Annotated in this window: 18 protein-coding genes; 7 read left to right on the top strand and 11 right to left on the bottom strand. The window is 73.8% G+C overall.

Going from position 1 to position 21086, the window contains the following annotated elements; genetic code table 11:
- The first annotated feature begins 5 nt into the window (after positions 1-5).
- Entirely contained in the window at positions 6-1202 is a 1197-nt protein-coding gene (locus ACFYZS_RS35425) for an epoxide hydrolase family protein (protein WP_389022065.1), read from the top strand.
- Here the strand turns inward: ACFYZS_RS35425 and ACFYZS_RS35430 are convergent.
- Positions 1169-2116 carry a helix-turn-helix domain-containing protein gene (locus ACFYZS_RS35430; RefSeq protein WP_389022067.1) on the bottom strand — a complete coding sequence of 316 codons (948 nt, stop codon included), beginning with the start codon at positions 2114-2116 and terminating at the stop codon, positions 1169-1171. The genes ACFYZS_RS35425 and ACFYZS_RS35430 overlap by 34 nt on opposite strands.
- Before the next feature lie 95 nt (positions 2117-2211).
- Between ACFYZS_RS35430 and ACFYZS_RS35435 the strand changes: the two genes are divergently transcribed.
- Positions 2212-3273, top strand: coding sequence for a saccharopine dehydrogenase family protein (locus ACFYZS_RS35435; protein ID WP_389022070.1), 1062 nt, complete (start codon positions 2212-2214; stop codon positions 3271-3273).
- Between the two features lie 15 nt (positions 3274-3288).
- Here ACFYZS_RS35435 and ACFYZS_RS35440 read toward each other — a convergent pair whose 3' ends face one another.
- The 3 genes from ACFYZS_RS35440 to ACFYZS_RS35450 all read right to left on the bottom strand — a co-directional run bounded on the left by ACFYZS_RS35440 (position 3289) and on the right by ACFYZS_RS35450 (position 10456).
- Entirely contained in the window at positions 3289-4701 is a 1413-nt protein-coding gene (locus ACFYZS_RS35440; protein WP_389022072.1) for a M1 family metallopeptidase, read from the bottom strand.
- Between the two features lie 37 nt (positions 4702-4738).
- A complete protein-coding gene (locus tag ACFYZS_RS35445) occupies positions 4739-8647 on the bottom strand; it encodes a Pls/PosA family non-ribosomal peptide synthetase (protein WP_389022075.1) in 3909 nt (1302 codons plus the stop codon).
- Positions 8648-8851: 204 nt separating this feature from the next.
- Positions 8852-10456: an FAD-dependent monooxygenase gene (locus tag ACFYZS_RS35450; RefSeq protein WP_389022078.1), complete on the bottom strand. Its 1605-nt coding sequence runs from the start codon at positions 10454-10456 to the stop codon at positions 8852-8854.
- Positions 10457-10600: 144 nt separating this feature from the next.
- Between ACFYZS_RS35450 and ACFYZS_RS35455 the strand changes: the two genes are divergently transcribed.
- On the top strand, positions 10601-11989 hold the full coding sequence (locus ACFYZS_RS35455) for a Fic family protein (protein ID WP_389022081.1): 1389 nt from the start codon (positions 10601-10603) through the stop codon (positions 11987-11989).
- 24 nt (positions 11990-12013) lie between these two features.
- On the opposite strand, the gene ACFYZS_RS35460 is transcribed toward ACFYZS_RS35455, so the two are convergent.
- Entirely contained in the window at positions 12014-12616 is a 603-nt protein-coding gene (locus ACFYZS_RS35460) for a TetR/AcrR family transcriptional regulator (RefSeq protein ID WP_389022084.1), read from the bottom strand.
- 228 nt (positions 12617-12844) lie between these two features.
- Here ACFYZS_RS35460 and ACFYZS_RS35465 point away from each other — a divergent pair, with 228 nt between their 5' ends.
- Genes ACFYZS_RS35465 through ACFYZS_RS35475 form a run of 3 tightly spaced genes read left to right on the top strand, consistent with a single transcriptional unit; the run spans position 12845 to position 15040 of the window.
- Positions 12845-13633 carry an SDR family oxidoreductase gene (locus ACFYZS_RS35465; RefSeq protein WP_389022087.1) on the top strand — a complete coding sequence of 263 codons (789 nt, stop codon included), beginning with the start codon at positions 12845-12847 and terminating at the stop codon, positions 13631-13633.
- Positions 13627-14127: an SRPBCC family protein gene (locus ACFYZS_RS35470; RefSeq protein ID WP_389022090.1), complete on the top strand. Its 501-nt coding sequence runs from the start codon at positions 13627-13629 to the stop codon at positions 14125-14127. The genes ACFYZS_RS35465 and ACFYZS_RS35470 overlap by 7 nt, the downstream gene beginning before the upstream one ends.
- 22 nt (positions 14128-14149) lie before the next feature.
- Complete coding sequence (locus tag ACFYZS_RS35475) at positions 14150-15040, top strand: DUF3626 domain-containing protein (RefSeq protein ID WP_389022093.1); 891 nt, start codon at positions 14150-14152, stop codon at positions 15038-15040.
- On the opposite strand, the gene ACFYZS_RS35480 is transcribed toward ACFYZS_RS35475, so the two are convergent.
- A complete protein-coding gene (locus ACFYZS_RS35480) occupies positions 15022-15453 on the bottom strand; it encodes a C40 family peptidase (protein WP_389022196.1) in 432 nt (143 codons plus the stop codon). The genes ACFYZS_RS35475 and ACFYZS_RS35480 overlap by 19 nt on opposite strands.
- Positions 15454-15733: 280 nt before the next feature.
- Positions 15734-16330: an RNA 2',3'-cyclic phosphodiesterase gene (thpR, locus tag ACFYZS_RS35485; RefSeq protein ID WP_389022096.1), complete on the bottom strand. Its 597-nt coding sequence runs from the start codon at positions 16328-16330 to the stop codon at positions 15734-15736.
- 72 nt (positions 16331-16402) lie between these two features.
- On the opposite strand from thpR, the gene ACFYZS_RS35490 reads away from it, so the two are divergent.
- Positions 16403-17080, top strand: a complete 678-nt coding sequence (locus ACFYZS_RS35490; RefSeq protein WP_389022099.1) for a class I SAM-dependent methyltransferase — start codon at positions 16403-16405, stop codon at positions 17078-17080.
- On the opposite strand, the gene ACFYZS_RS35495 is transcribed toward ACFYZS_RS35490, so the two are convergent.
- The 4 genes from ACFYZS_RS35495 to ACFYZS_RS35510 all read right to left on the bottom strand — a co-directional run bounded on the left by ACFYZS_RS35495 (position 17071) and on the right by ACFYZS_RS35510 (position 20794).
- On the bottom strand, positions 17071-18291 hold the full coding sequence (locus ACFYZS_RS35495; protein ID WP_389022102.1) for a glycosyltransferase: 1221 nt from the start codon (positions 18289-18291) through the stop codon (positions 17071-17073). The genes ACFYZS_RS35490 and ACFYZS_RS35495 overlap by 10 nt on opposite strands.
- A gap of 94 nt (positions 18292-18385) precedes the next feature.
- The gene (locus ACFYZS_RS35500; RefSeq protein ID WP_389022105.1) at positions 18386-19180 is read right to left on the bottom strand and encodes a hypothetical protein; all 795 of its coding nucleotides are present in this window, start codon (positions 19178-19180) and stop codon (positions 18386-18388) included.
- Between the two features lie 127 nt (positions 19181-19307).
- The gene (locus ACFYZS_RS35505) at positions 19308-19982 is read right to left on the bottom strand and encodes a class F sortase (RefSeq protein WP_389022108.1); all 675 of its coding nucleotides are present in this window, start codon (positions 19980-19982) and stop codon (positions 19308-19310) included.
- Positions 19979-20794, bottom strand: coding sequence for a hypothetical protein (locus ACFYZS_RS35510; protein WP_389022111.1), 816 nt, complete (start codon positions 20792-20794; stop codon positions 19979-19981). The genes ACFYZS_RS35505 and ACFYZS_RS35510 overlap by 4 nt, the downstream gene beginning before the upstream one ends.
- Between the last annotated feature and the right edge of the window lie 292 nt (positions 20795-21086).

Consider the following 21086-nt stretch of genomic DNA (forward strand, 5'->3'; position numbering starts at 1 on the left):
TCCCCATGCCGGACGCCTTCCCCCGCCCCGAGCCGTTCATCCCGCGCACCGACCCCGCCGCGCTCGAAGACCTCCGGGCGCGGCTGCGCGCCACCCGGTGGCCGGACGCACCCGAGGACGCCGGCTGGTCCCTCGGCACCGACCTCGCCTACCTGCGCGAGCTCGTCGCCTACTGGGCCGAGGAGTTCGACTGGCCGGCCCAGGAGGCGGCGCTCGCCCGGCTGCCGCACTTCCGCGTGCCGCTCGGCGGCGGGTCCGGGCCAGGGGTCCACTTCGTGCACGCCCGGGCCGTGGCGCCGGCCGGGGCACCCGTCCTGCCCCTCGTCCTCGGCCACGGCTGGCCCGACTCGTTCTGGCGGTACTCGAAGGTCGTCCCGCTCCTCGCCGACCCCGGGGCGCACGGGGCCGATCCCGCCGACGCCTTCGACGTGGTCGTCCCCGACATGCCGGGCTTCGGGTACTCCGAGCGCCCCGCCGGCCTGCCCCTGGACGCCGTCGCCGTCGCCGGGCTGTGGGCCGAGCTGATGGAGCTGCTCGGGTACGAGCGGTTCGGCGCGGCGGGCGGGGACGTGGGCAGCCACGTGAGCCGCTACCTCGCCCTCGACCACCCCGCCCGGGTCGTCGCCGTCCACCGTACGGACGCGGGCCTGCCGCTCTTCACCGGAGACCCGGCGGAACTCGCGCCCGAGGAGCGCGCCTGGCTGGAGGAGGCCGCGGCCTGGGGCGCGGCCGAGGGCGGGTACGTCGCCATGCAGCGTACGAAACCCCAGACCGCCGCCTTCGGGCTCACCGATTCCCCGGCCGGGCTCGCCGCGTGGATCGTCGAGAAGCTCCGGGCGTGGAGCGACTGCGGGGGAGACGTCGAGCGGAGCTTCACGAAGGACGAGATCCTCACGAACGTCACGCTCTACTGGCTCACGGGGACGATCGGCTCGTCCATGCGCATGTACCGCGCGAACGCCGCGATCCCGCCCGCCCGGCACGCCCGCCGGGTCGAGGTGCCCTCCGGCTTCTCGATCTTCCAAGGCGATGTGGTCCGCCCGCCGCGGGCGTGGCTGGAGCGCACGGCGAACGTCGTGTACGCGACCGAGCCCCCGCGCGGCGGGCACTTCGCGCCGTTCGAGGAGCCCGAGCTGTACGCCGAGGAACTCCGCGCCTTCTTCCGCCCCTACCGCGAGGCGGTGCGGAACGTGCGCCGATAGGCGTCCGGCGGGACCCCGACCGTACGGTTGAAATGACGGCGCAGCGTGGCGTCGGTGCCCATGCCGGTGGCCGTGGCGATCGTGCCCACGGTCTCGTCCGTGGTCTCCAGGAGCTCCTGGGCGCGGTGGATGCGCTGCGTCAGCAGCCAGCGCAGAGGAGTGGTGCCGGTGACGTCGGTGAACACCCGCGCCAGGTGGCGCGAGCTCATGTTCGCCCGCCGGGCCAGGTCCTCGACGGTCAGCGGCTGGTCGAGCCGTTCCATCGTCCAGGCGAGCAGCGCGTCCAGGGGGTGGTCGCGCGGTTCGGGCACCGGCGTGGTGACGAACTGGGCCTGGCCCCCGGCCCGGTGCGGCGGGACGACCAGGCGTCTGGCGACCTGGTTGGCGACGGCCGAGCCGTGGTCGAGGCGGACCAGGTGCAGGCACAGGTCCATCGCGGCGGCCTTGCCGGCCGAGGTGAGCACGCTGCCGTGGTCCACGTAGAGCACGTCCGGATCGACTTCCACCCGGGGGTACTTGGCGGCCAGCGCGGCGGCGTGCAGCCAGTGCGTGGTGGCCCGGCGCCCGTCCAGCAGCCCCGCCGCCGCCAGTACGAACGCGCCCGTGCACAGGGAGGCCACGCGCGCGCCCGCCTCGTGCGCGGCGCGCACGGCGTCGACCAGTTCGGCGGGCGGGTCCGCGTCCAGGTCGGCGACGGCCGGGACGATCACGGTGTCCGCGTGCACCAACCGGTCCAGTCCCGCGTCGGGTTCGAGCCGGAAGCGGCCGCCCACGGGCACGGAGGGCGGGCCGCACAGGGCGAACTCGTACCAGGGGTCCGCCAGATCCGAGCGGTCGACTCCGAACACGTCGCAGGCCGCGGCGAGTTCGAAGTGAGGGACCCCGGGCGTGACGGCCAGCGCGACAAGGCTCATGTCCGAAAGTGTACGGGGCGTGGCATTACCGTCCCTCGCGGCCGGCGGCCGCGGCGGGCACGATGGCACCAGTGATCGACCGACGGGGGAGCCTCATGGAATCGAATCGAGCGGTGGCGGCGGTAACGGTGTTCGGCGCGTACGGGCACACCGGACGCTTCGTCGTCGCCGAGCTGCTGGACCGGGGGCTGACCCCGGTCCTGTCCGGCCGCGACGCCGAGAAGCTCCGCGCGCTGGCCGCTGACTTCCCCGGACTCGACGTCCGGCCGGCGTCGGCCGACGACCCGGACGCGCTCGACCGCGCGCTGGCCGGCGCCGCCGCCGTGATCAACTGCGCCGGACCCTTCGCGGAGACCTCCGCACCCGTCATCGAGGCGGCGCTGCGCGCACGGATCGCCTACCTCGACGTCGCGGGCGAGGTGGAGGCCGCCGCCGACACCTTCGCCGACTTCGCCGACCGGGCCCGCGAGGCCGGCATCGTGGTCGTGCCCGCGATGGCCTTCTACGGGGGGCTCGGGGACCTGCTCGCCACCGCCGCACTGGGCGGGGCCACCGCGGCCGACGAGATCGACATCGCCTTCGCCCTCAGCAGCTGGCAGCCCACCGCCGGGACGCGCGGGTCCAGCCGGGTGTCGCGGAGCAGGCGCGAGGGCCGCCGGCTCGTCTACGCGAACGGCCGGCTGGAGCTCCGTACCGACGCCGCGCCCACCGGGCGGTGGTCCTTCCCCGATCCGGTGGGGGACCAGGACGTGATCGGCGAGTTCACCACCACCGACACCGTGACCATCGCGCACCACCTGTCCGCCCCGGACATCCGGACCTTCATGACGACCGGGGCGGTCAAGGACGTCCTGGCACCGGACGCGGCAGCGCCGAAGCCGGTCGACGAGCGGGGCCGGTCCGCGCAGACCTTCCTCGTCGACGTCACCGTCCGCACGGGCTCCACCCGGCGCCGCGCGGTGGCCCGCGGGCAGGACATCTACGCCGTCACCGCGCCCCTCGTCGTCGAAGCGGTCGTCCGGATCCTCGACGGACGGGTCAAGGCGGCCGGCCTCGTCGCCGCGCCCGGCGAGGTCTTCGACGCGCACGCCTTCCTGACCGCGCTGGCCCCCCGGCACCTCGCGTACGAGCTCGGCGCCGCCGAGCCGCGCGGCTGACCCGACGCTCCGGCCTCAGGCGGAGGTGCGGCCCCGGCTCGGACGGCCGTTCGTGGGCGGGTACCCGGGCTTCGCCGGCGTCGACGCCGTGGGCCGCACGGGCGGGGGCACCGGCAGCGGAGGCAGGGCGGGCTCGTACAGCCAGGCCGAGAACACCTCGTCCACCGGCTCGGCCGCGTACCGGGCCACGTGCGTGGTGAAGGCGGCGGTGCTCACCACGCCGTGCCGGTGCACCGTGGTCCAGTCGCGCAGCATGCGGAAGAACGCTCCGTCGCCCAGGGCGCAGCGGATCGCGTGCACCGCGAGCCCCCCGCGCTGGTACAGCCGGTCGTCGAACATCAGCTTGCGGCCCGGGTCGACCAGCCGCAGGTCCTGCGGCAGCGAGGCCAGCAGCCGGTGCGCGGCGGCCGCGTGCTCGTGGGCGCTGCGGCCGCCCGAGCGCTCCGACCACAGCCATTCGGCGTACTTCGCGAAGCCCTCGTTCAGCCAGATGTGCCGCCAGTCGGTGATGGTCACGCTGTTGCCGAACCACTGGTGCGCGAGCTCGTGGGCGACGAGCCGCTCCGACCCGCGGGCGCCGTCGACGTGGTTGGCACCGAAGAGGGACAGGCCCTGGGCCTCCACCGGGACGTCCAGTTCCTCGTCGGCGACGACCACCGCGTACTCCCCGAAGGGATAGGGCCCGAACAGGTCCTCGAACAGCTGCATCATGGCGGGCTGCCGGGCGAAGTCGCGGGAGAACCGCGGCAGCAGGTGCGCCGGTACGTGGGCGGTCATCGGCACCCCGCCGAGCCCGGGGTCCCCGAGCAGCACCGTCTGGTACACGCCGATGGACAGGCCGACCAGGTAGCTGGAGGTCGGCGCGGGCTGCTCGTACACCCAGGTCGTCGTGGACGCCCTGGTCGTCCGGGTGAGCAGCCGCCCGCCCGCCACCACCGTGTACGAGGAGGGGGTGTTGATCGAGATCTGGTACGAGGCCTTGTCGGCGGGCCGGTCGTTGCACGGGTACCAGGAGGGCGCGCCGACCGGCTGGCTGGCCACCAGTGCGCCGTCCTCCAGCTCCTCCCAGCCGAGCCCGCCCCAGGGGCTGCGGACCGGCTTGGGGTTGCCCGCCCAGTGCACCTCCACCGTGAAGGCGGCGCCGGCGGGCAGCGGCTTGGCCGGGCGGACGCGCAGCCTGCCGCCCCGGTGGGTGTAGTGCGGGACCCGGCCGTTCACGGTGACCCGGCCTATTTTGAACTCGGCCAGGTTCAGGTGGAACTCGGTGAGCGGCGCCCGCCCGGCGATCGCGCTGATCCGGGCGGTGCCGGCCAGCCGGTTGGGGCCGGGCCGGTACTCCAGAGCGAGTTCGTACCGGTGCACGCGGTAACGGGAGTCTCCGTTGTCGGGGAAGTACGGGTCCGATGCCGCTGTTCTCTGGCCGCTCATTGCCGCTTCCGCTCCCTGCGCTGTGCCCGGGCCCTTGTCAGGCCCGCCATGCCTCGATCGGGTTGCCCAGCCAACGGGTGTCGGCGGGGACGGATTCCCCGGCCATCACGAGAGAGGCGGGACCCAGTGTGCTGTGGGCCCCGACCGAACTTCCGGGCAGGACGATGCCGCCCGGGCCCAGCGTGGCACCCTCGCGGAGGACCACAGTATCCGTCCTCAAGATCCGGTCGTGGAAGAGGTGAGTCTGCAACACGCATCCGCGGTTCACGGTGACCCCGTCACCCAGCTCCACCAGGTCCGACTCGGGCAGCCAGTAGCTCTCGCACCACACGCCCCGGCCGATCCGGGCCCCCAGTGCGCGCAGCCACAGGTTCAGCAGCGGGGTACCGGGCACGGATCCGGCCAGCCACGGCACGGCCAGTACCTCGACGAAGGTGTCGGCCAGCTCGTTGCGCCACACGAAGCCGCTCCACAGCGGGTGCTCTCCGGTCCGGTGCCGGCCCACCAGCAGCCACTTCGCGAGCACCGAGACCGCACCGGCGGCCGCACCGGCGGCGAGCAGGACCAGTCCGGACAGCAGTGCGGTGCCCCAGACCCCCGGGCCGCCGCTCGCCGTGGCCAGGGCGCACAGCGCCGCCACCATGAGCACGGCCAGCGCCGCCGAGCAGAACACCGGCAGGAGCCGGCACAGCTCGACCAGTGCGCGCGCCCACAGCAGCCGCGCGGGCGGATCGTAGGTCCGGCTCTGGTCGGAGGCCTCGGCGGACCGGGGCAGCTTCACCGGCGGCAGGCCCAGGTAGGAGCTGCCCTTCTTGGCCTTCTTCGGGGTCGCCGAGAGGACGCCGACCAGCCCGCCGTCCGGCACGCTGCGGCCGGGCGCGGTCATGCCCGAATTGCCGAGGAACGCCCGGCGGCCGATCTCGGAGTGCCCGATGTGCATCCAGCCGCCGCCCAGCTCGTACGGGGCGGTCAGGGTGTCGTCGGCGAGGAACGCGCCCTCGCCCACGGTGGTGAGGCTCGGCAGCGCGAGCACGGTGGAGACCTCCGCGCCCCGGCCGATCTTCATGCCGAGCAGCCGCAGCCACACCGGGGTGATCAGACCGGCGTACAGCGGGAAGAGGGTCTCGCGCGCCAGGTCCATCAGCTGGGTGACCGTCCAGGCCTGCCAGCCGACCCGGCTGTGCGTCGGATGCGTCCCGGTGCGCAGGCCCAGGCTGAGCAGGCGTACGGAGACCAGCAGCAGGGCCGCGTACGTGAACCCGTACGCGAGGGCCCCGGGCACCACGGCGAGCAGGGCCCCGCGCAGGGCCTCGGCCAGACCCGCGTCGGCGGGCACGAACCGGCCGACCACGAGCAGCGCGGGCACGGTGGAGAGCACCGGCAGCGCATTGAGGCCGATGCCGGCCGCCCCGTAGGCGGCCCGCCAGAAGGGCCCGCGCGGCGGGCGCTGCTTGGGCCAGCTGTGCTTGGCCTTGCCGAGCTTGACGGCGGGCGCACCGGCCCAGCGCTGGCCGGTGGGGACCGTACCGGCCACGGCCGAGCCGGGGGCCACCTCGGCCCGCTTGCCGACCCGCGCACCGGGGAAGAGCATGCTGCGGGTGCCGACCACCGCGCCCGCGCCGACCTTGACCGGGCCGATCACGAGCCGGTCCCCGTCCAGCCAGTGCCCGCAGAGGTCCACCTCGGACTCCACGGCGCAGCCGCGGCCGAGCTTGAGCATGCCCGTCACGGGAGGCAGCGAGTGCAGGTCCACCTCGGGGCCGACCTTGGCGCCCAGAGCCCGCGCGTACCGCTCCAGCCAGGAACCGGTGAGCGAGGTGGCGCCCACGTACTCGGCCAGCCGCTCGGCCGTCCAGAGCCTCAGGTGCACGCTTCCGCCGCGCGGGTGGCGTCCCGCCTTCACCCCGCGCAGCAGCAGGCGCGCCCCGCCGGCCGCGATCGCGAGGCGGCCCGGCGGGCTGAAGAGCACCGCGGCGGCGGGGACGACGGCCCACCAGGAGGCGGTCGGCGCCCACGGATAGGCGCCGAACCAGTGCAGGGCGTTGCCCAGCGCCAGCAGCGCCACGCTCCAGCGCAGGCCGACCAGGGTGAACAGCGGGAGCAGCAGCAGCGACTGCACCACCTTGGACCGCAGCGGGACGGGCGTGACGACCCGGGCCGCCTCGTCGTCCCGTACGGACTTCTCCAGCCGCCGGGCCAGCTTGCGCAGGACGGGCTGCTGGTAGATGTCGAGGACGGCCGCGCGCGGGTAGCGGGTGCGCAGGCGGGTGGTGAGCTGGGCGGCGGCCAGGCTGTTGCCGCCGATCGCGAAGAAGTCGTCGGCGGGGCCGCCGACGGGCACCCCGAGGGTCTCGGTCCACTGCTCGGCGAGCCAGGCCTCGGTGCCGTACATCTGTTCGGTGGGGCCGGTGGTCTCCAGCTCGGGCAGCGGCCAGGGCAGCGCGTCGCGGTCCACCTTGCCGGAGGTGCGGGTCGGCAGCTCGTCGACGGGCGCGAGCAGCGGCACGAGGGCCGCGGGCAGCTCGGCGCGCAGCCGCTCCACGGCCGCCGCGTGGTCCCAGCCCTCCTGGGCGACCAGGTAGCCGACGAGCAGCTGGTTGCCGCTGCGCGCCGTACGGACGGCCGCGGCCGCGCCGGCGACGCCGGGCAGGGCCTGGAGCGCCGCGTCCACCTCGCCCAGCTCGATCCGGCGGCCGCCGAGCTTGATCTGCTCGTCACCGCGGCCGAGGAAGACCAGGCCCTCCGGTTCCGCGCGCACCAGGTCGCCGCTGCGGTAGGCGCGCTCCCAGCCGAGGGACTCCAGCGGGGCGTACTTCTCGGCGTCCTTCTCGGGATCGAGGTAGCGGGCCAGACCGACCCCGCCGATCACGAGCTGGCCGCTGCCGCCCATGGGGACCGGCTCGCCGGACTCGTCGACCACGGCCAGCTCCCAGCCGTTCAGCGGGAGGCCGATCCGGATCGGCTCCTCGCCGGTCAGGAGCGAGGCGCAGGCGACGACGGTGGCCTCGGTGGGCCCGTACGTGTTCCACACCTCGCGGCCCTCGGTGACCAGGCGCTGGGTCAGCTCGGGCGGGCAGGCCTCGCCGCCGAAGATCAGCAGCCGGACCTCGTCGAGGGTCTCGGGCTCCCAGAGCGCGGCCAGGGTCGGCACCGTGGAGACCACGGTGATCTCCTGCTCCACCAGCCAGGGGCCGAGGTCGGCGCCGCTGCGGACCTGGGAGCGGGGGACGGGCACCAGGCAGGCGCCGTAGCGCCAGGCCAGCCACATCTCCTCGCAGGAGGCGTCGAAGGCGACGGACAGGCCGGCCATGACCCGGTCGCCGGGGCCGATGGGCTCCTCGGTGAGGAACAGCGCGGCCTCGGCGTCCACGAACGCGGCGGCGCTGCGGTGGCTGACGGCGACGCCCTTGGGCTTGCCGGTGGAGCCCGAGGTGAAGATGATCCACGCGTCGTGCTCGGGCCCGGGGCGCGCGGCGCGGCCGGCGACGTCCGCCGGACCGGTGACGTCGATGCGCTGTCCGCCGCCCAGCACGGCCCGTACCCCGGCCTCGCCGAAGACCAGCTCGGCCCGCTCGTCGGGGTCCTCGGCGTCGACGGGGACGTAGGCGGCGCCCGCGGCGAGCACGGCGAGAATGGCCACATACAGTTCATTGGTGCCGGACGGCACGCGGACGCCGACCCGGTCTCCGAGCCCCACGCCGGCGGCCGCGAGGGCGCGCCGGCGGCGTTCGACCTCGTGGGCCAGCGCCCGATAGGTCAGCTGGGCGGAGCCGTCGTCGAGGGCGAGTTCGTCGGGGTACGCCCGTACGGAGGCCTCGAAGACGTCGACGAGGGTGCGCGTGGGGGCGGCGGGCCCGGCGGAGAACCGGGCGGACTTGCCGGACTCCTCGTGCGCGTCCTTGTCGTCGAGCAGGGTCAGGTCACCGAGCTCAGGTGTGGCTGCCATCGGCCCTCGCGTCTCGCTCCCGGGGGGGACATCCGGGTCGCCGGCGGAGCCCAGGTCTGCCCGGGTTGTTCCGGTCCGGCGTCGAACAACCGGCCATTCTACTGCGGCATCAAGAGTTTTCCCGCTGAAGGCTTGGCCCGTGGCGGAGAACGACCGGTCCGGCCGAGGGCTCTGATCAGGGGCTTAGGGCGGGCGGCGGGGTGCTCAGGAGGGTGCCGAGCCGGTGATGGCGGTGACGGTGTGGCGGAGGGTGGAGCTGTGCGGTGAGGGGTCGCGCCAGCGGGCACCGATGTGGCCGTCGGGACGGACGAGCAGCGCTCCCTGCGGGCCGAGGCCGCAGCGCTCGGCGTGCTCCCCGGGCAGGGTTTCGATGCGTACCGGCCACGGCGCGGCGGCCTGGCGTTCCCAGTGGCCGGGATCCGGGGTGAGCACGGTGAACCACTCGCCGCATGCGTCGAGGGTGGAGCGGCCGTCCGTGAGCCACAGGTGCGGCAGGCGGTGACCGGGTTCCGGGGTGGGGACGTAGTCGGGGCCGGCATCCGTGGCCGTGCCCGTATCCGTGCCCTTGTCCGTATCCGTGCCCGCGTCGTCACCGTCGAGGACCGCTGTGGAGCGGTAGGCGGCGCCGAGTACGAGGCCCAGCTGGGCGAAGTACCGCTCCGACCAGGGCAGCTCGACCCGGTCCCGCGCCGGTGCGCCGCCGCGGAGCTGCTCGCGCCGCCGCTGCAGTACCTGGACCATCAGCCGGGCGTTCTCCACTCCCTGGCGCAGCGTCCGCCGGGCGACGGGCTCCCGTTCCGCCGCGTAGGTGTCCAGGAGGCCCGGCCCGGCCCACCCGCGCAGTACGCCCGCCAGCTTCCAGCAGAGGTTGTGCGCGTCGGCGACGCCCGTGTTCATGCCCAGGCCGCCGATCGGGGGGATCGCGTGCGCGGCGTCGCCGGCCAGCAGGACCCGGCCGTGGCGGAAGCGCTCGGCGACGAAGGCGTGCATCACCCAGTGCTGCACCCTCCGTACGTCGGCCCGTACCTCGGCGCCGGGGCCGAGGGCGCGCGAGACGAGGCCGGACCAGTCGGTGCGGGCCCCGTCGCCGGGGGTCGGGCCGAACCAGAGCCAGCCGCCTTCGGGGTGGACCGGCCCGAACGATCCGTGCGCCGTGAAGTAGACCCCGGCGGGCTGGCGGGCGCTCCAGCGCCCGAGGTCGGCGTCGAAGACGACCGTGGTGAACTCGCCCATCGCGCCGGGGCCGGTGGTGCCGATGGCGAGGCACTCCCGCACGGTGGAGTGCGCGCCGTCGGCGGCGATCACGTAACGGGCCCGGACGCGGGTCCGCGCACCGCTTCGGCGGTCGAGGAGCACGGCCACGACCCCGTCGGGCTCCTCGGCCAGACCGGTGAGCTCCACCCCGAACCGCAGGGGCGCGCCGGTGTCGCCGGCTGCGGAGAGGAGGACGGGTTCGAGGCGGTCCTGCGAGGTGAGCACGCCGATCACGGGGCTTTCGGGCACGGGCGCGTCGACCCCGACCATCGCCGCCGTGGCGAAGTCCTCGTCGTACAGGGTGTCGCGGAAGCGGGCGCGGCCGTACTCGGGGGCGAACGCGGCGGCCGTGATCCGGTCGGCCAGCCCGAGCTGGCGGAAGATCTCCATCGAGCGCACGTTGACCAGCCGGGACCGAGGGAACGGCGACAGCTCGGCGTGCTTCTCGACGAGCAGCGTCGACACGCCCCAGCGGGCCAGCAGCGCCCGGGCGGTGAGCCCGACCGGCCCGCCCCCGACGATCAGTACCGCCACCTCGGCATCCGCTCCGGACAAGCCTCGCTCCTCGTACGCACCGCGGGTCGGTCGACCGTCCTGCCCACAGTAGGGCCACGGGCGGACGGGGCCCTGTCGCCACTGCCGACGGCGGGCGGAAAACCACTTGAAAGAAAACCGGGTGACTCGGAAGCTGACGCGGTGATGGCAGATCTGTCCCCCAGCGGCCTGAGCTGGGACGAAGCGGACCCCGCGCGGCACCCGTTCGACAGTGCGACGGCGAGCCGGGTGGTCCGCTCCCTCGGGCCGGCCCAGCGCGTGCCGCGCCGTCCCGACCTGCCCTTCGCGGACCCGGCGATGAGCGCCTGGAGCCGGGGCGAGGCCAGGTCCTGGGCGGATGCCATGTCGCACGCCCTCGTGGAACGCTACGGCCGCTGGGCCGTGGGCTGGCGATGGGCGCACGACGAAGGGGACTTCGACGGAGGCCCGGTCGGGAACTGGTGCTGTCCGCGGGACTCGATCACCACGCCCGAAGAGACGCTCGACCGTGTCGTCGCGGCCCTGTGCGAGTGGCGAGAGTGGCTGGAGAGCCTCGCAGGGTGGTTCGAGGCCTACCCGCTGGAGGTGGCCGAGGTCGAGGAGCAGCGGATCCTGTGGGACCGCTCCGCCCGCAGCATCATCCTGCAGGTCACCGACCGCACCGGCTGCGGCAGCGGCTGGTACGGGCACTGCCGCCAAGTGCTGACCTGGTTCCTCAGCCGTACGGGAGTGGATCCCGACGCCGCGCGCGATCTGGTCGACGCCGCGATCGGCGGGCGGTTCCGGAGCTGGACCGGCCCCGACCCGGAGCTGGTCGACGATGTCGCGGAGCGGCTCGCGCTGTCGCTGCGCCCGGACGACGCCCGCGTACGGTCCGCCGAGCCTGCGCCCGACCACCTGGAGCGCTGGCTGGTGGTGCGCGAGGCCGTGCCGTGGCCGGTGGCCCGCGAGGGCGACGAAGCGTGGTCCGAGGCACCGGTGACCCCGTCGAGCGACGGCGCGGCGCGGGACATCCGGGCCTTCGACGGGGCCGTGGACCCCGCCCGGGCCGAGGGCCTGCTCGCCGCCCTGGAGCGGGCGCGGGCCGACGCGGAGCGCGGCGCCCCGCTCGACTTCGATCTGCTCCGCGGGTGGCAGCGGCACGTCCTCGGCACGCCGCAGCCGCCGCCGTTCCGCAGTCTGCCCGCCTTCGCCAAGAGCGGCCGGGAACGCTACGGCATCGGCCCGGACACCCGCGCCCGCCTCGACGCGTGCCTTGCCGAGAGCGCGCAGGCGAGCGGAGGGCCCGGGCGGCCCCTGCCGCTCACCGCGCGCGCCGCGCGCGCCTACCTCGACGTCTGCTTCTTCCACCCGTTCGACGACGGCAACGCCCGATCCGCCTTCCTCGCCCTGGTGTTCGTCCTCGCCCGCGAAGGCGTCGCGCTCGACGGGGTCACACTCATCCGCCGCATCACCTGTCAGGCCGACGATCCCGAGGACGCGGTGTCCCTCGCCCGGTCCATCGGCTTCCACCTCGAAGACACCCGCCGCACCGCCGCCGCGCGGGGCGCCTGACCGGTCGCGGGCGCGCCCGGACCGCTACAGCTCGTCGAGCCGGAGGAACACGAGGGCCCTGCGGGTGAGGGCGAGGAGGTCCTCGGGGTCGTCCTGGGCGGCCCAGTGCTCCACGGCCGCGGTGAACGCGTCGAGTACGGCGCCCGCCAGCAGCCGTACCTCCAGGCTGTCGGCCGGTCTGCCGGTCCGGGCTGCGAGCACCGGCAGCAGCCGCTCCCGCATCTCCTGTACGGCCGCCAGCCAGCGCGACCGGAGGGCCGGGACGCCGCCCATGAGGCGGACCAGGGCGCGGCCGGGCTCCGGGTCCGCGAGGCGCCGCTCGGACATCGGCGTCGCCAACACCCGCTCCACGGCGGCGATCAGCGGCTCCTCGGCCGGCTGCGCCGCCAGGGCGTCGACCAGCTGGCCGACACCGGAGGTGACGAGGGGGGTGAGCGCGTCCTCCTTCGAGGAGCAGTAGCGGTAGAAGGTGCGCAGCGAGACGCCCGCCGCCGCCGTGATGTCCTCGACCGTCGTCGCCTCGTACCCGCGCTCGGCGAAGAGCGCCGCCGCGGTCTCCGCGATCTCGACGCGGGTCTCCTGCCGCCGCCGCTCGGTCAGAGGCGGCCGCCCGCGTTCTGCCGCCATCCTGCCGTCCCTCTCCTCGTCCTTGCCGGTCCCGCCTGCGCACAGGCGTGCGTGCGTACGGGTCATGCTGCCCGGCCGGGGCCGGGGCGGCCAATTACGGCATCCATTGCGGCACAAACCCGCTACTTGGCGCAACGTGCCAATAAATGTATGTTGATCAACACCTCGCACGTCGCGGACCCCGGAACGCGGCACGCGGACGAGCGACACGAGCCAAGGAGAGTGCCCATGTCCCCTTCCCGGCCCCGCACTTACCTCGTCACCGGAGCCGCCTCCGGCATCGGCGAAGCCACCGCCGCCCGCCTCCGGGCGCGCGGCCACACCGTGCTCGGCGCCGACCTCGCCGGATCGGACATCGACGCGGACCTGGCCACGCCCGAGGGGCGGGAGCGGCTCGTGGACCGGGCCCGGGAACTGGCCGACGGCCGCCTGGACGCCGTCATCGCCGCTGCCGGCCTCCACCTCTTCGACGCCAGGACCGTCAAGGTCAACTACTTCGGTGCGGTGGCCACCTTGGAGGGACTGCGCCCCCTGCTCGCCGCCGGCACCCACCCGCGCGCCGTCGTGATCTCCTCGCTCACCGCGATCCACCCCCACGACCCCGCCATCGCCGACGCCGCCCTCGCCGGCGACGAGAGCGCCGCCACCGCCGCCGCGGAAGCCGCCGTGGAGCGAGGCGAAGGCCACGCCGTCTACGGCTCCTCGAAGAACGCCCTCGCCCGCTGGGTCCGCCGCACCGCCGCCACCGCCGCATGGGCGGGTGCCGGCATCCCGCTCAACGCCATCGCCCCCGGCACGGTCCTCACCCCGATGACCGAGCCGATGCTCGCCACCCCGGGCGTACGCGAGGTGGTCGACTCGGTCATCCCCATGCCCCTGCACGGCCACGCCGCCGCCGAACAGGTCGCCCCGCTCCTCGACTTCCTGACCTCGCCCGAGAACACCCACGTCACGGGGCAGATCGTCTTCATCGACGGCGGCGCCGACGCCACACTGCGGGGTGACGGGGCATGGTGACCCGTACGCTGCTGCGCACCGTCGTCCTGCCCGCCACCCCCGCCGAGGTCTGGCAGGTCATCGGAGGCTTCGGCGCCTTCCCCGACTGGCACCCGCACCTCCTGCCCTCCGTCATCGAGGACGGCGCCGACCCCGAAACCCCCGGTGCCGTACGGGCCTTCACGTACGAGGGCCGGGTCGTCCTCCGCGAACGCCTCCTCGCCAAGGACCCGGCGGCCCACGCGTACCACTACTCCGTGGAGGCCCCGGCCTTCCCGATCCGCGGCTACGAGGCGACGCTCCTCGTCCGCCCGCACGAGGACGGTGCGGAGGTCCGCTGGCAGGGCACGTACGAGGCGGAGACCGACGACGCCGTCGCCCAGGTCGAGCAGGCCTTCGGCGAGGGCACGTACGCGACGGGCCTGGCGGCCCTGAGCGAGCGATTCGCGCGGTGGCGGGATCGGCTCACCGGTGCTCTGGCGGATCCCCCGGAAAAAATGACACGCACCGGGTGATCGCTCGGGAAACACTGTCGGCATGAGTCTCGAAGCCTTCCGGACGCCGCAGGAGCGGGCCCTTCGCCACGTCGCGGATCTGTCGTCGGGTCCGCCGCTCGACCCGGCGCTGCGGGTGACCCTCAACTTCCACCCCGACCGTGTGGCGCACGGCCGGTCGATGCTGGACTCCCTGGCCGACGACGAGGTCTACCACTCGCAGTTCGTCACCGGTACGAGCAACGGAGGCCTGACCGCGCACCCCGGCGGGGACCGGTGGCGCTGGGAGAGCCGGATCTTCAACGGGGCCTACGACGCGGCGCCGGCCCACGAGCGGCCGGCGTACGGGGCATTGAACTTCCGCCACAAGGCGGTCGGGGCGGCGCCCCGCTTCGGTTCGGCTCATTTCCGGCTCACCGCCGAAACGCTGATACGGACCACGTTCTGCTACCCGGACAGCTTCCTCGAACCGTCGGACTTCGGCGTCGCCGACCGCATGCGGCTGATCGAGCTCGCCCGGGCCGACGACCAGGACGCACTCGACGACTACGTCGAGGCGCAGGTCCACGGGCCGGTCCGGCCGGACCGCGACGTGGAGGCACTGGTCCTGGACCCCGCTTTCCGGGGGACGCCCGTCGAGGAGGCCGCCCGGCGGCTCGCCTGCCCCGTGGAATGGCACCCCGGTTTCCGGCTCACCGTCGACGAACTCCGACTCCACCCCGACTATCGCGGCCACGAGTACGTCGAGTTGGGCACGCGGATCGCGGTCGACGGCGTCCTCGACCCCCGCATCCTCGGCGACGCCGCGCGGACGGGTGAGCACGACCCGCAGGCCGTCAAGAGGGTGTGGCACTGCCTCGCGCGTTTCGGGGAGTCCCGGGACCAGCACCGCCGGGCCGGGCCGGTGGCCGCCGCTCATGTCGCCCGGGCGTAGCGGACGTTACCGCTCCAGATGCGCTCGAGCCGTACGCGCGTGCCCGGCCGTGGGGCGTGCCAGATCTTGTCGTGACCGGCGTAGATTCCCACATGCCCCATGGTCGCGCCTGCGGGGAAGAATACGAGATCGCCCGGTACGCGCTGAACGCGGCCGATGTGGCGTGTGTTCTCGTACTGCTCGTCGGCGGTGCGGGGAAGCACCCGGCCGGCCTTTCGGAAGGCGTAGAGCGTGAGGCCCGAGCAGTCGAATTCCCGCGGCCCCGTCGCTCCGTACACATAGGGGGCGCCCCGCTTGGACGCGGCGATCTCGACGGCCTTGGCGCCGTACGGAGAGGCCGCCTGGGCCTCGGCGGCGGGGCCGGTGAAACTGGCCAGGGAGATTATGACGGAGAACGTGAGAACCGTGGCGATACGGCGGGTCGTCAGGTGGGCGGTGGAGCGTTTTCGGTTGTCCGTGCTGGTACAGCTCAATCGTGATACCTCCGCATTGTGTTGCTGAAACAGTCCCGGTTGAGGTTCTGCGTCGGTGACATTGCGTACTGGCTCTCGATGGCGGACCAGTTTTGTCCGATCGGCGCGAAGTTGAGGCCATCGGACACGGCTTCAAGGATCTCGGTTGAGTAAAATCGTCCGAGCTTATACGCATGAATTATTTTCCGGAATGGCGGACGGGGGAGTGCTCCATACGGGTTCAGGGCCGGCCGGTGAATTCCCAGGACCGGATGTCGCGGTAGTGGATCGGTCCCGGGCCGCGGCCTATGTTGCTGCCGACCAGGTGGAGGCGCTCGGTCGGCCACGCGCGGCCGGCGAACTCCGTGAGCGTGGCGGCGATTTCCAGCGCGCTGGACGGGTCGCTGCGGCGGGCGCGGGCCAGCGTCAAGTGCGGGCGCAGCGGCCGTTCTTCGAAGGCGATGCCGCATTCCCTGACGAGGGTGCGGACCTCGGAAGTGAGCAGGTGCAGCCCCTCGACGTCCCCGTCGATTCCGCTCCACAGGACCCGCTGGTCGAAGTGTCCGCTGCCGCGCAGCGCCAGTTCCAGCGGCCGGCGCGCCGCCGCGAGGGCGGCGAGCGGCGGCTGCAGGAGCGGGACCGCGGCGACCGGCAGCTCGCCGAGGAAGGCCAGGGTGATGTGCCAGTCCTCGATCCGGTTCCAGCGCATGCCCGGGTAGGCGCGGTAGGCGGGCCGCAGTTCCCGCGCCAGTTCCTCCTTGGCCTCGTCGGGCGGGGCGAGGGCGATGAACACGCGGACGGTGGCGGCTGCGGGCGGGGGCTGGATCTGATCGTTCACGAGGGACTTCGTACCGCACCCCGGCGATCCCGTCATCTTCCGCCCCCGCCTGCGGCGGGCATGATGGGCGCCGTGCCCGATCCCACACCCGACCCCGCCCGCGCCATCACCGCGTACTGGAACGCCGCCGCTGCCGCCTTCGACGAGGAACCGGACCACGGCCTGCGCCAGGAGCGCACCCGTGCGCGCTGGGCCCGGCTCCTGTCGGCCTGGCTGCCCCGCGCGCCGGCCGACGTCCTCGACGTCGGCTGCGGCACCGGATCCCTGTCACTGCTCCTCGCCGAGGCCGGCCATCGCGTCACCGGAGTGGACCTGGCGCCGCGGATGGTGGCCCGCGCCGAGTCCAAGTTCACGGCCGCCGGCCTCGCGGGCCGGTTCCTGGTCGGCGACGCCGGCGCCCCGCCGACCGGGCAGGAGCAGTACGACGCCGTACTCTGCCGCCACCTGCTGTGGACCCTGCCCGCCCCCGGGGCCGCGCTGCGCGCGTGGGTCGCCCGGTTGCGGCCCGGCGGCCGGCTGATGCTGGTCGAGGGCAGGTGGCGGCAGGCCGGACAGGCCGGACAGGGCGTCACGCCGTACGTCGCCGGAGCCGGGTCCCTGCCCTGGGACGGCGGCGTCACCGCCGCGGACCTGGCCGCCGCCGTCCGTCCCCTCGTGGCCCGGATGCACGTGGAACCACTGGGCGCAGACGCCGAGTTGTGGGGCGGCCCGGTCGACGACGAGCGGTACGCGCTGATCGCCTACGTCTGACGCAGCAGCAGCCGCGCGGCGACCTCCGCCCCGTCGGTGCGGATCTCGCCGGCCACGGCGCTCGCCCGGGCACGGGTCTCGGGGGCCAGGGCGGCCTTCAGCGCGGCCGACAGCGACTCGAAGGTCGGCGTCGGGCCGTCGTGCGCCGCGCCGATGCCCAGGTCGGCCACGCGGCCGGCCCAGTACGGCTGGTCCGCCATCTGGGCCACCACCACCTGCGGCACACCGGCCCGGGCGGCCGTCGTCGTCGTACCCGCACCGCCGTGGTGGACGACGGCGGCCACCCGGGGGAACAGCGCGTGGTGGTTGACCTCGCCGACGGCGAAGCAGTCGTCCCGGTCGTCGGTCAGGGCCAGATCGGCCCAGCCGCCGGAGAGGAGGACGCGGCGGCCCTGCGCGCGGACCGCCTCGACGGCCGCCCGGGCGACGTCCTCGGCGTCGCGCATCGGAATGCTGCCGAAGCCCACGTACACCGGCGGTGCGCCGGCGTCGAGGAAGGCCTCCAACTCGGCCGGGAGCGTGCTCTCGTCGGGGCGGAACCACGCCCCCGTCTGTACGACGTCGAGGTCGGCCGGCTCCGGCCACGGGCTCAGGACCGGGTCCGAAGCGAGCAACGGCCGGTCGGTGAGGACGTAGTTGCGGAAGTCGTCCACCGGGGGCAGGCCGACCGACTCCCGGTGGGCGTTGAGCCCGGTCCCGAACAGCACGTTCATGTTCTCGATGTCGAGGTCCCACAGCGCCCGGTTGTCGGTCACCTCCGGCGGGAAGGGCCGGCCCGGCCGAGCGAACGGCGGATGGTGCGGGGACGGCAGGTAGCTGGGGAAGTAGGCCACGAACGCGTAGGGGATGCCCAGCTTCTCGGCCACCGACCGGGCCCCGGCCGCGGCCGGGAACAGGCCGGTCGCCACGATCGCGTCGCATCCGTCGGCCGCCGCCGCGACCGCCTCGTACGTCGTGGCGACCATCGCGGCGGCGCGCTGGGGCAGCCCCTGCGCGGGCATCGGCGCCGTCCCGGTCACCGCTCCCTGCACGACCGGGCGCACCGGCGGCCCGATCGGCGCCAGCGGTATGCCCACTTGGCCGAGCAGCTCGGCGAAGTCCGGCGGCGCACACACCGCGACCTGCGCGCCGCGCGCCCGCAACTGCGCCGCCAGCCCCACCATCGGCTCGACGTCCCCGCGCGACCCGTACGCCATCAACAACACGCGCATGCGTGACTCCCACTCCCACAAGTTCCTGTTCCGGCCTGCTGATTCTGCGGCACGGCCGGGCCGGTGCCGCAGTCACCCGCAGCCCGCCCGCGGATCAGTGGTGCGCCGTCAAGCGCCTCGTGAGCATCCCTCCACCGACGATCAGCGCCACGCCCAGCCACCACATGTTGTCGAAGATCAACACGGCGACCCCGATCGGCACCAGCAGTCCGGCCAGGGGGACGAACATCCCGGAGAGGTGCGGCGGCTCCGGGCCTGGCAGGCCCGCCTCGCGCAGGGCCCGGGCGCGTGCGACGTCCGGGTACCACTCGGTGAAGCGCAGCGCGGCCACGATGGCCAGGATCTGGATGATCCATCCGGTCCAGATGTTGTTCGGGTTGTGCAGCACCAGGTCGCCGTACGCGCCCGCGACGGCGGCGACCAGGAAGGCCAGCCCCCACACCCCGGTGATGAGGTAGTTCGTCCGCAGGAAGGCGGGCGTGTGCCAGTACGCCGGATCGACCCGCTCCCGCGCGTACTGGAGGGTGAAGGGCATGCGGACCGCCATGGAGCCGAAGGCGATCACGGCGAGGGCGATGTTGGACACCTCGCCGGCGTACGTCTCCAGCCACCGGCGGGTGCCGTCGCTCGCGAGGACCCCGATGACGGCGAGGACCGTGAAGAAGACCAGGTCGGCGATTTCCAGCAGCTTCCACGAGCTGCCCCGGTTGATGATCCGGCCGGCCCCGACCAGCACGATCGTCGTCGCCAGGGCCAGTACGACCGCGATCTCGAACCTGCCCGGCCCGACCACGAGCGAGAAGATGATCCACGGCGCCATGCCGATGACGGGATTCTCCAGGAATCCCGCGATGCCGCCGCGGGCCGTGGCGGGCCCTTCGGTCTTCACGCTTCCAGGGTGCGCCGACGCGGCGGGTGGGGCCATCCGGGGTGGTGACCCCGCTCGGCCGTACGGCCGCACCCGCCATCCGGCGCTTGATCGCCGCCACCGCCTCGGCGCGGGAGGAACCCGGCCGTTACGCGGTGCTCGTCATGCGGGCGAAGACGACCACGTTGCTGTCGTAGTAGTGCTTCTTCGGGTCGAAGTCGCCGCCGCAGGTCACGAGGCGCAGGCCCGCGTAGTCGAGGTTCTTGTAGACCTCGAGGGTGGGGAAGTCGGCCTTCGGGTACTCGGCGACGCGCTCGACCGTGAACGTGGCCGTCTTGGCGTCCCGCCGGGTCACCTTGATGGTGTCACCGGCCTTCATCGTCTTCAGCTTCTCGAACACGGCTGCCGCGCCGTTCCACGTGACATGGCCGGCGATCACGGCCGGGCCTTGGGAGCCGGGTGTCGGGCCCGGCTCGTACCAGCCCGCGAGGCCGGGGTTCTTCGGGGTCTCCATGCTGCCGTCCGCGTTCTGGCGCAGGGTCTCCAGGGTGCTGGAGAGGCCGAGGGACGGGATGGCGATCTTCTGCGGCTCCGACCGGGCCAGGACGGGCTCGGCCGGAGCCCCGGCCTTCGGCGTCGCGTGGTGGCCGCCTGCGGACGCCGCCGTGGTGGGAGCGCTTCCGGCGGCCTTGCCCGCGGGGGCGGGGGAGGCCGCCGGGTCCTGCCCCGCGCAGCCCGCGAGGAGCAGCGCGCCGAGAGCGAGGGCGGCGGCGCCCAGGGAGCGGCGCACGGTCCGCGGGGAGGTCGTCCGGATGGGAATCATGCGGCGGCCGCCTCGGTCTCCGTACGGACCCGCGCCGCCGCGGTCCGCCGCCGCGCGAGGAGCACCACACCGGCCGCCGCCGCGGACACGGCGAGCGCCGCCCCGGCCGGCATCGTCGCGCCCTCCGGCGCGCCGCCGCCCGTCTCGACGCCGCCGACCGGAAGGGAACCCACGGACGCGCCCATGACCATGCCGCAGTTGGTCGGGGCCGTCGCCTCCTGGGGCAGCTTCGGGTCGAGCTCGCTCTTGCCGGCCCCTTGGACGTCGTAGGTGCCGTTGCCGTTGCGGTCGATGCCGTGCTGCACGATGTGCAGGTCCTTGATGTGGTCGACCACGTCCTGCGCGACCGTGATCGTCCGCTTGTACGAGAGCTTGCCCTGCTTGTCGGCGACGGGCATCCGGTCCACGGCGAGTCCGCTGGCCGCCTTGGTGTCGCCGGACGTGGTCAGCGAGATGTTGATGTCGCCGTAGTCGACGGTGGCCTCGGTGTTGCTCAGCACCCCGTCGCGGTCGGTGTCGTCGCTGGCGTCCGGGCACTGGAAGTCGTGCCCCTTCGTCGAACCGTGCAGGTGCTGGGCCGAGGGCTGTCCCGGCACCATGCCCTCGGACTGGATCTGCACGGTCAGCTGGTTGCCCTTGATGCTCAGCATGGCCGTACCCCGGGAACCGGAGTCGTTGAGCTGCGCGAGGTCGATCTGGTACGCCTTCCCGCCGTCCGCGGCGAGAGCCGGGCAGGAAAGCCCGAGGGTCAGGAACACGGCGGCGGGCCCGGCGGCGAGTACCACGAGGCGACCAGTGCGCTTGGCAATCACATTCGCTCCTGTTCCGCGGCTCCCGGGAGGAGGGAGCCGCAGATCGTACGGGGGTGAAGCGAGCCCCGGAGAGGGTCTCGCCGCTACTTCGGAGCGCCAACGCCCTTGGATGGGTGCCTCTTCGAAAAATCTTCCGCAGCCGGACCGGCCCCGCCCGGCGTCCTGTCCGCGCCCGGCCGCGCGGGGTGCTGCTTCGCGCCAACTCGCCTGGAATGCAGGTGAGTTATCGCCGCACTGGCCTATGTTCCTTGGGGTATGCACCAGTTCACCACAGGAGGTCAGATTGCAGCAC

Origin of the sequence: Streptomyces sp. NPDC001903, assembly GCF_042891345.1 — a bacterium.
GTDB lineage: Bacteria > Actinomycetota > Actinomycetes > Streptomycetales > Streptomycetaceae > Streptomyces.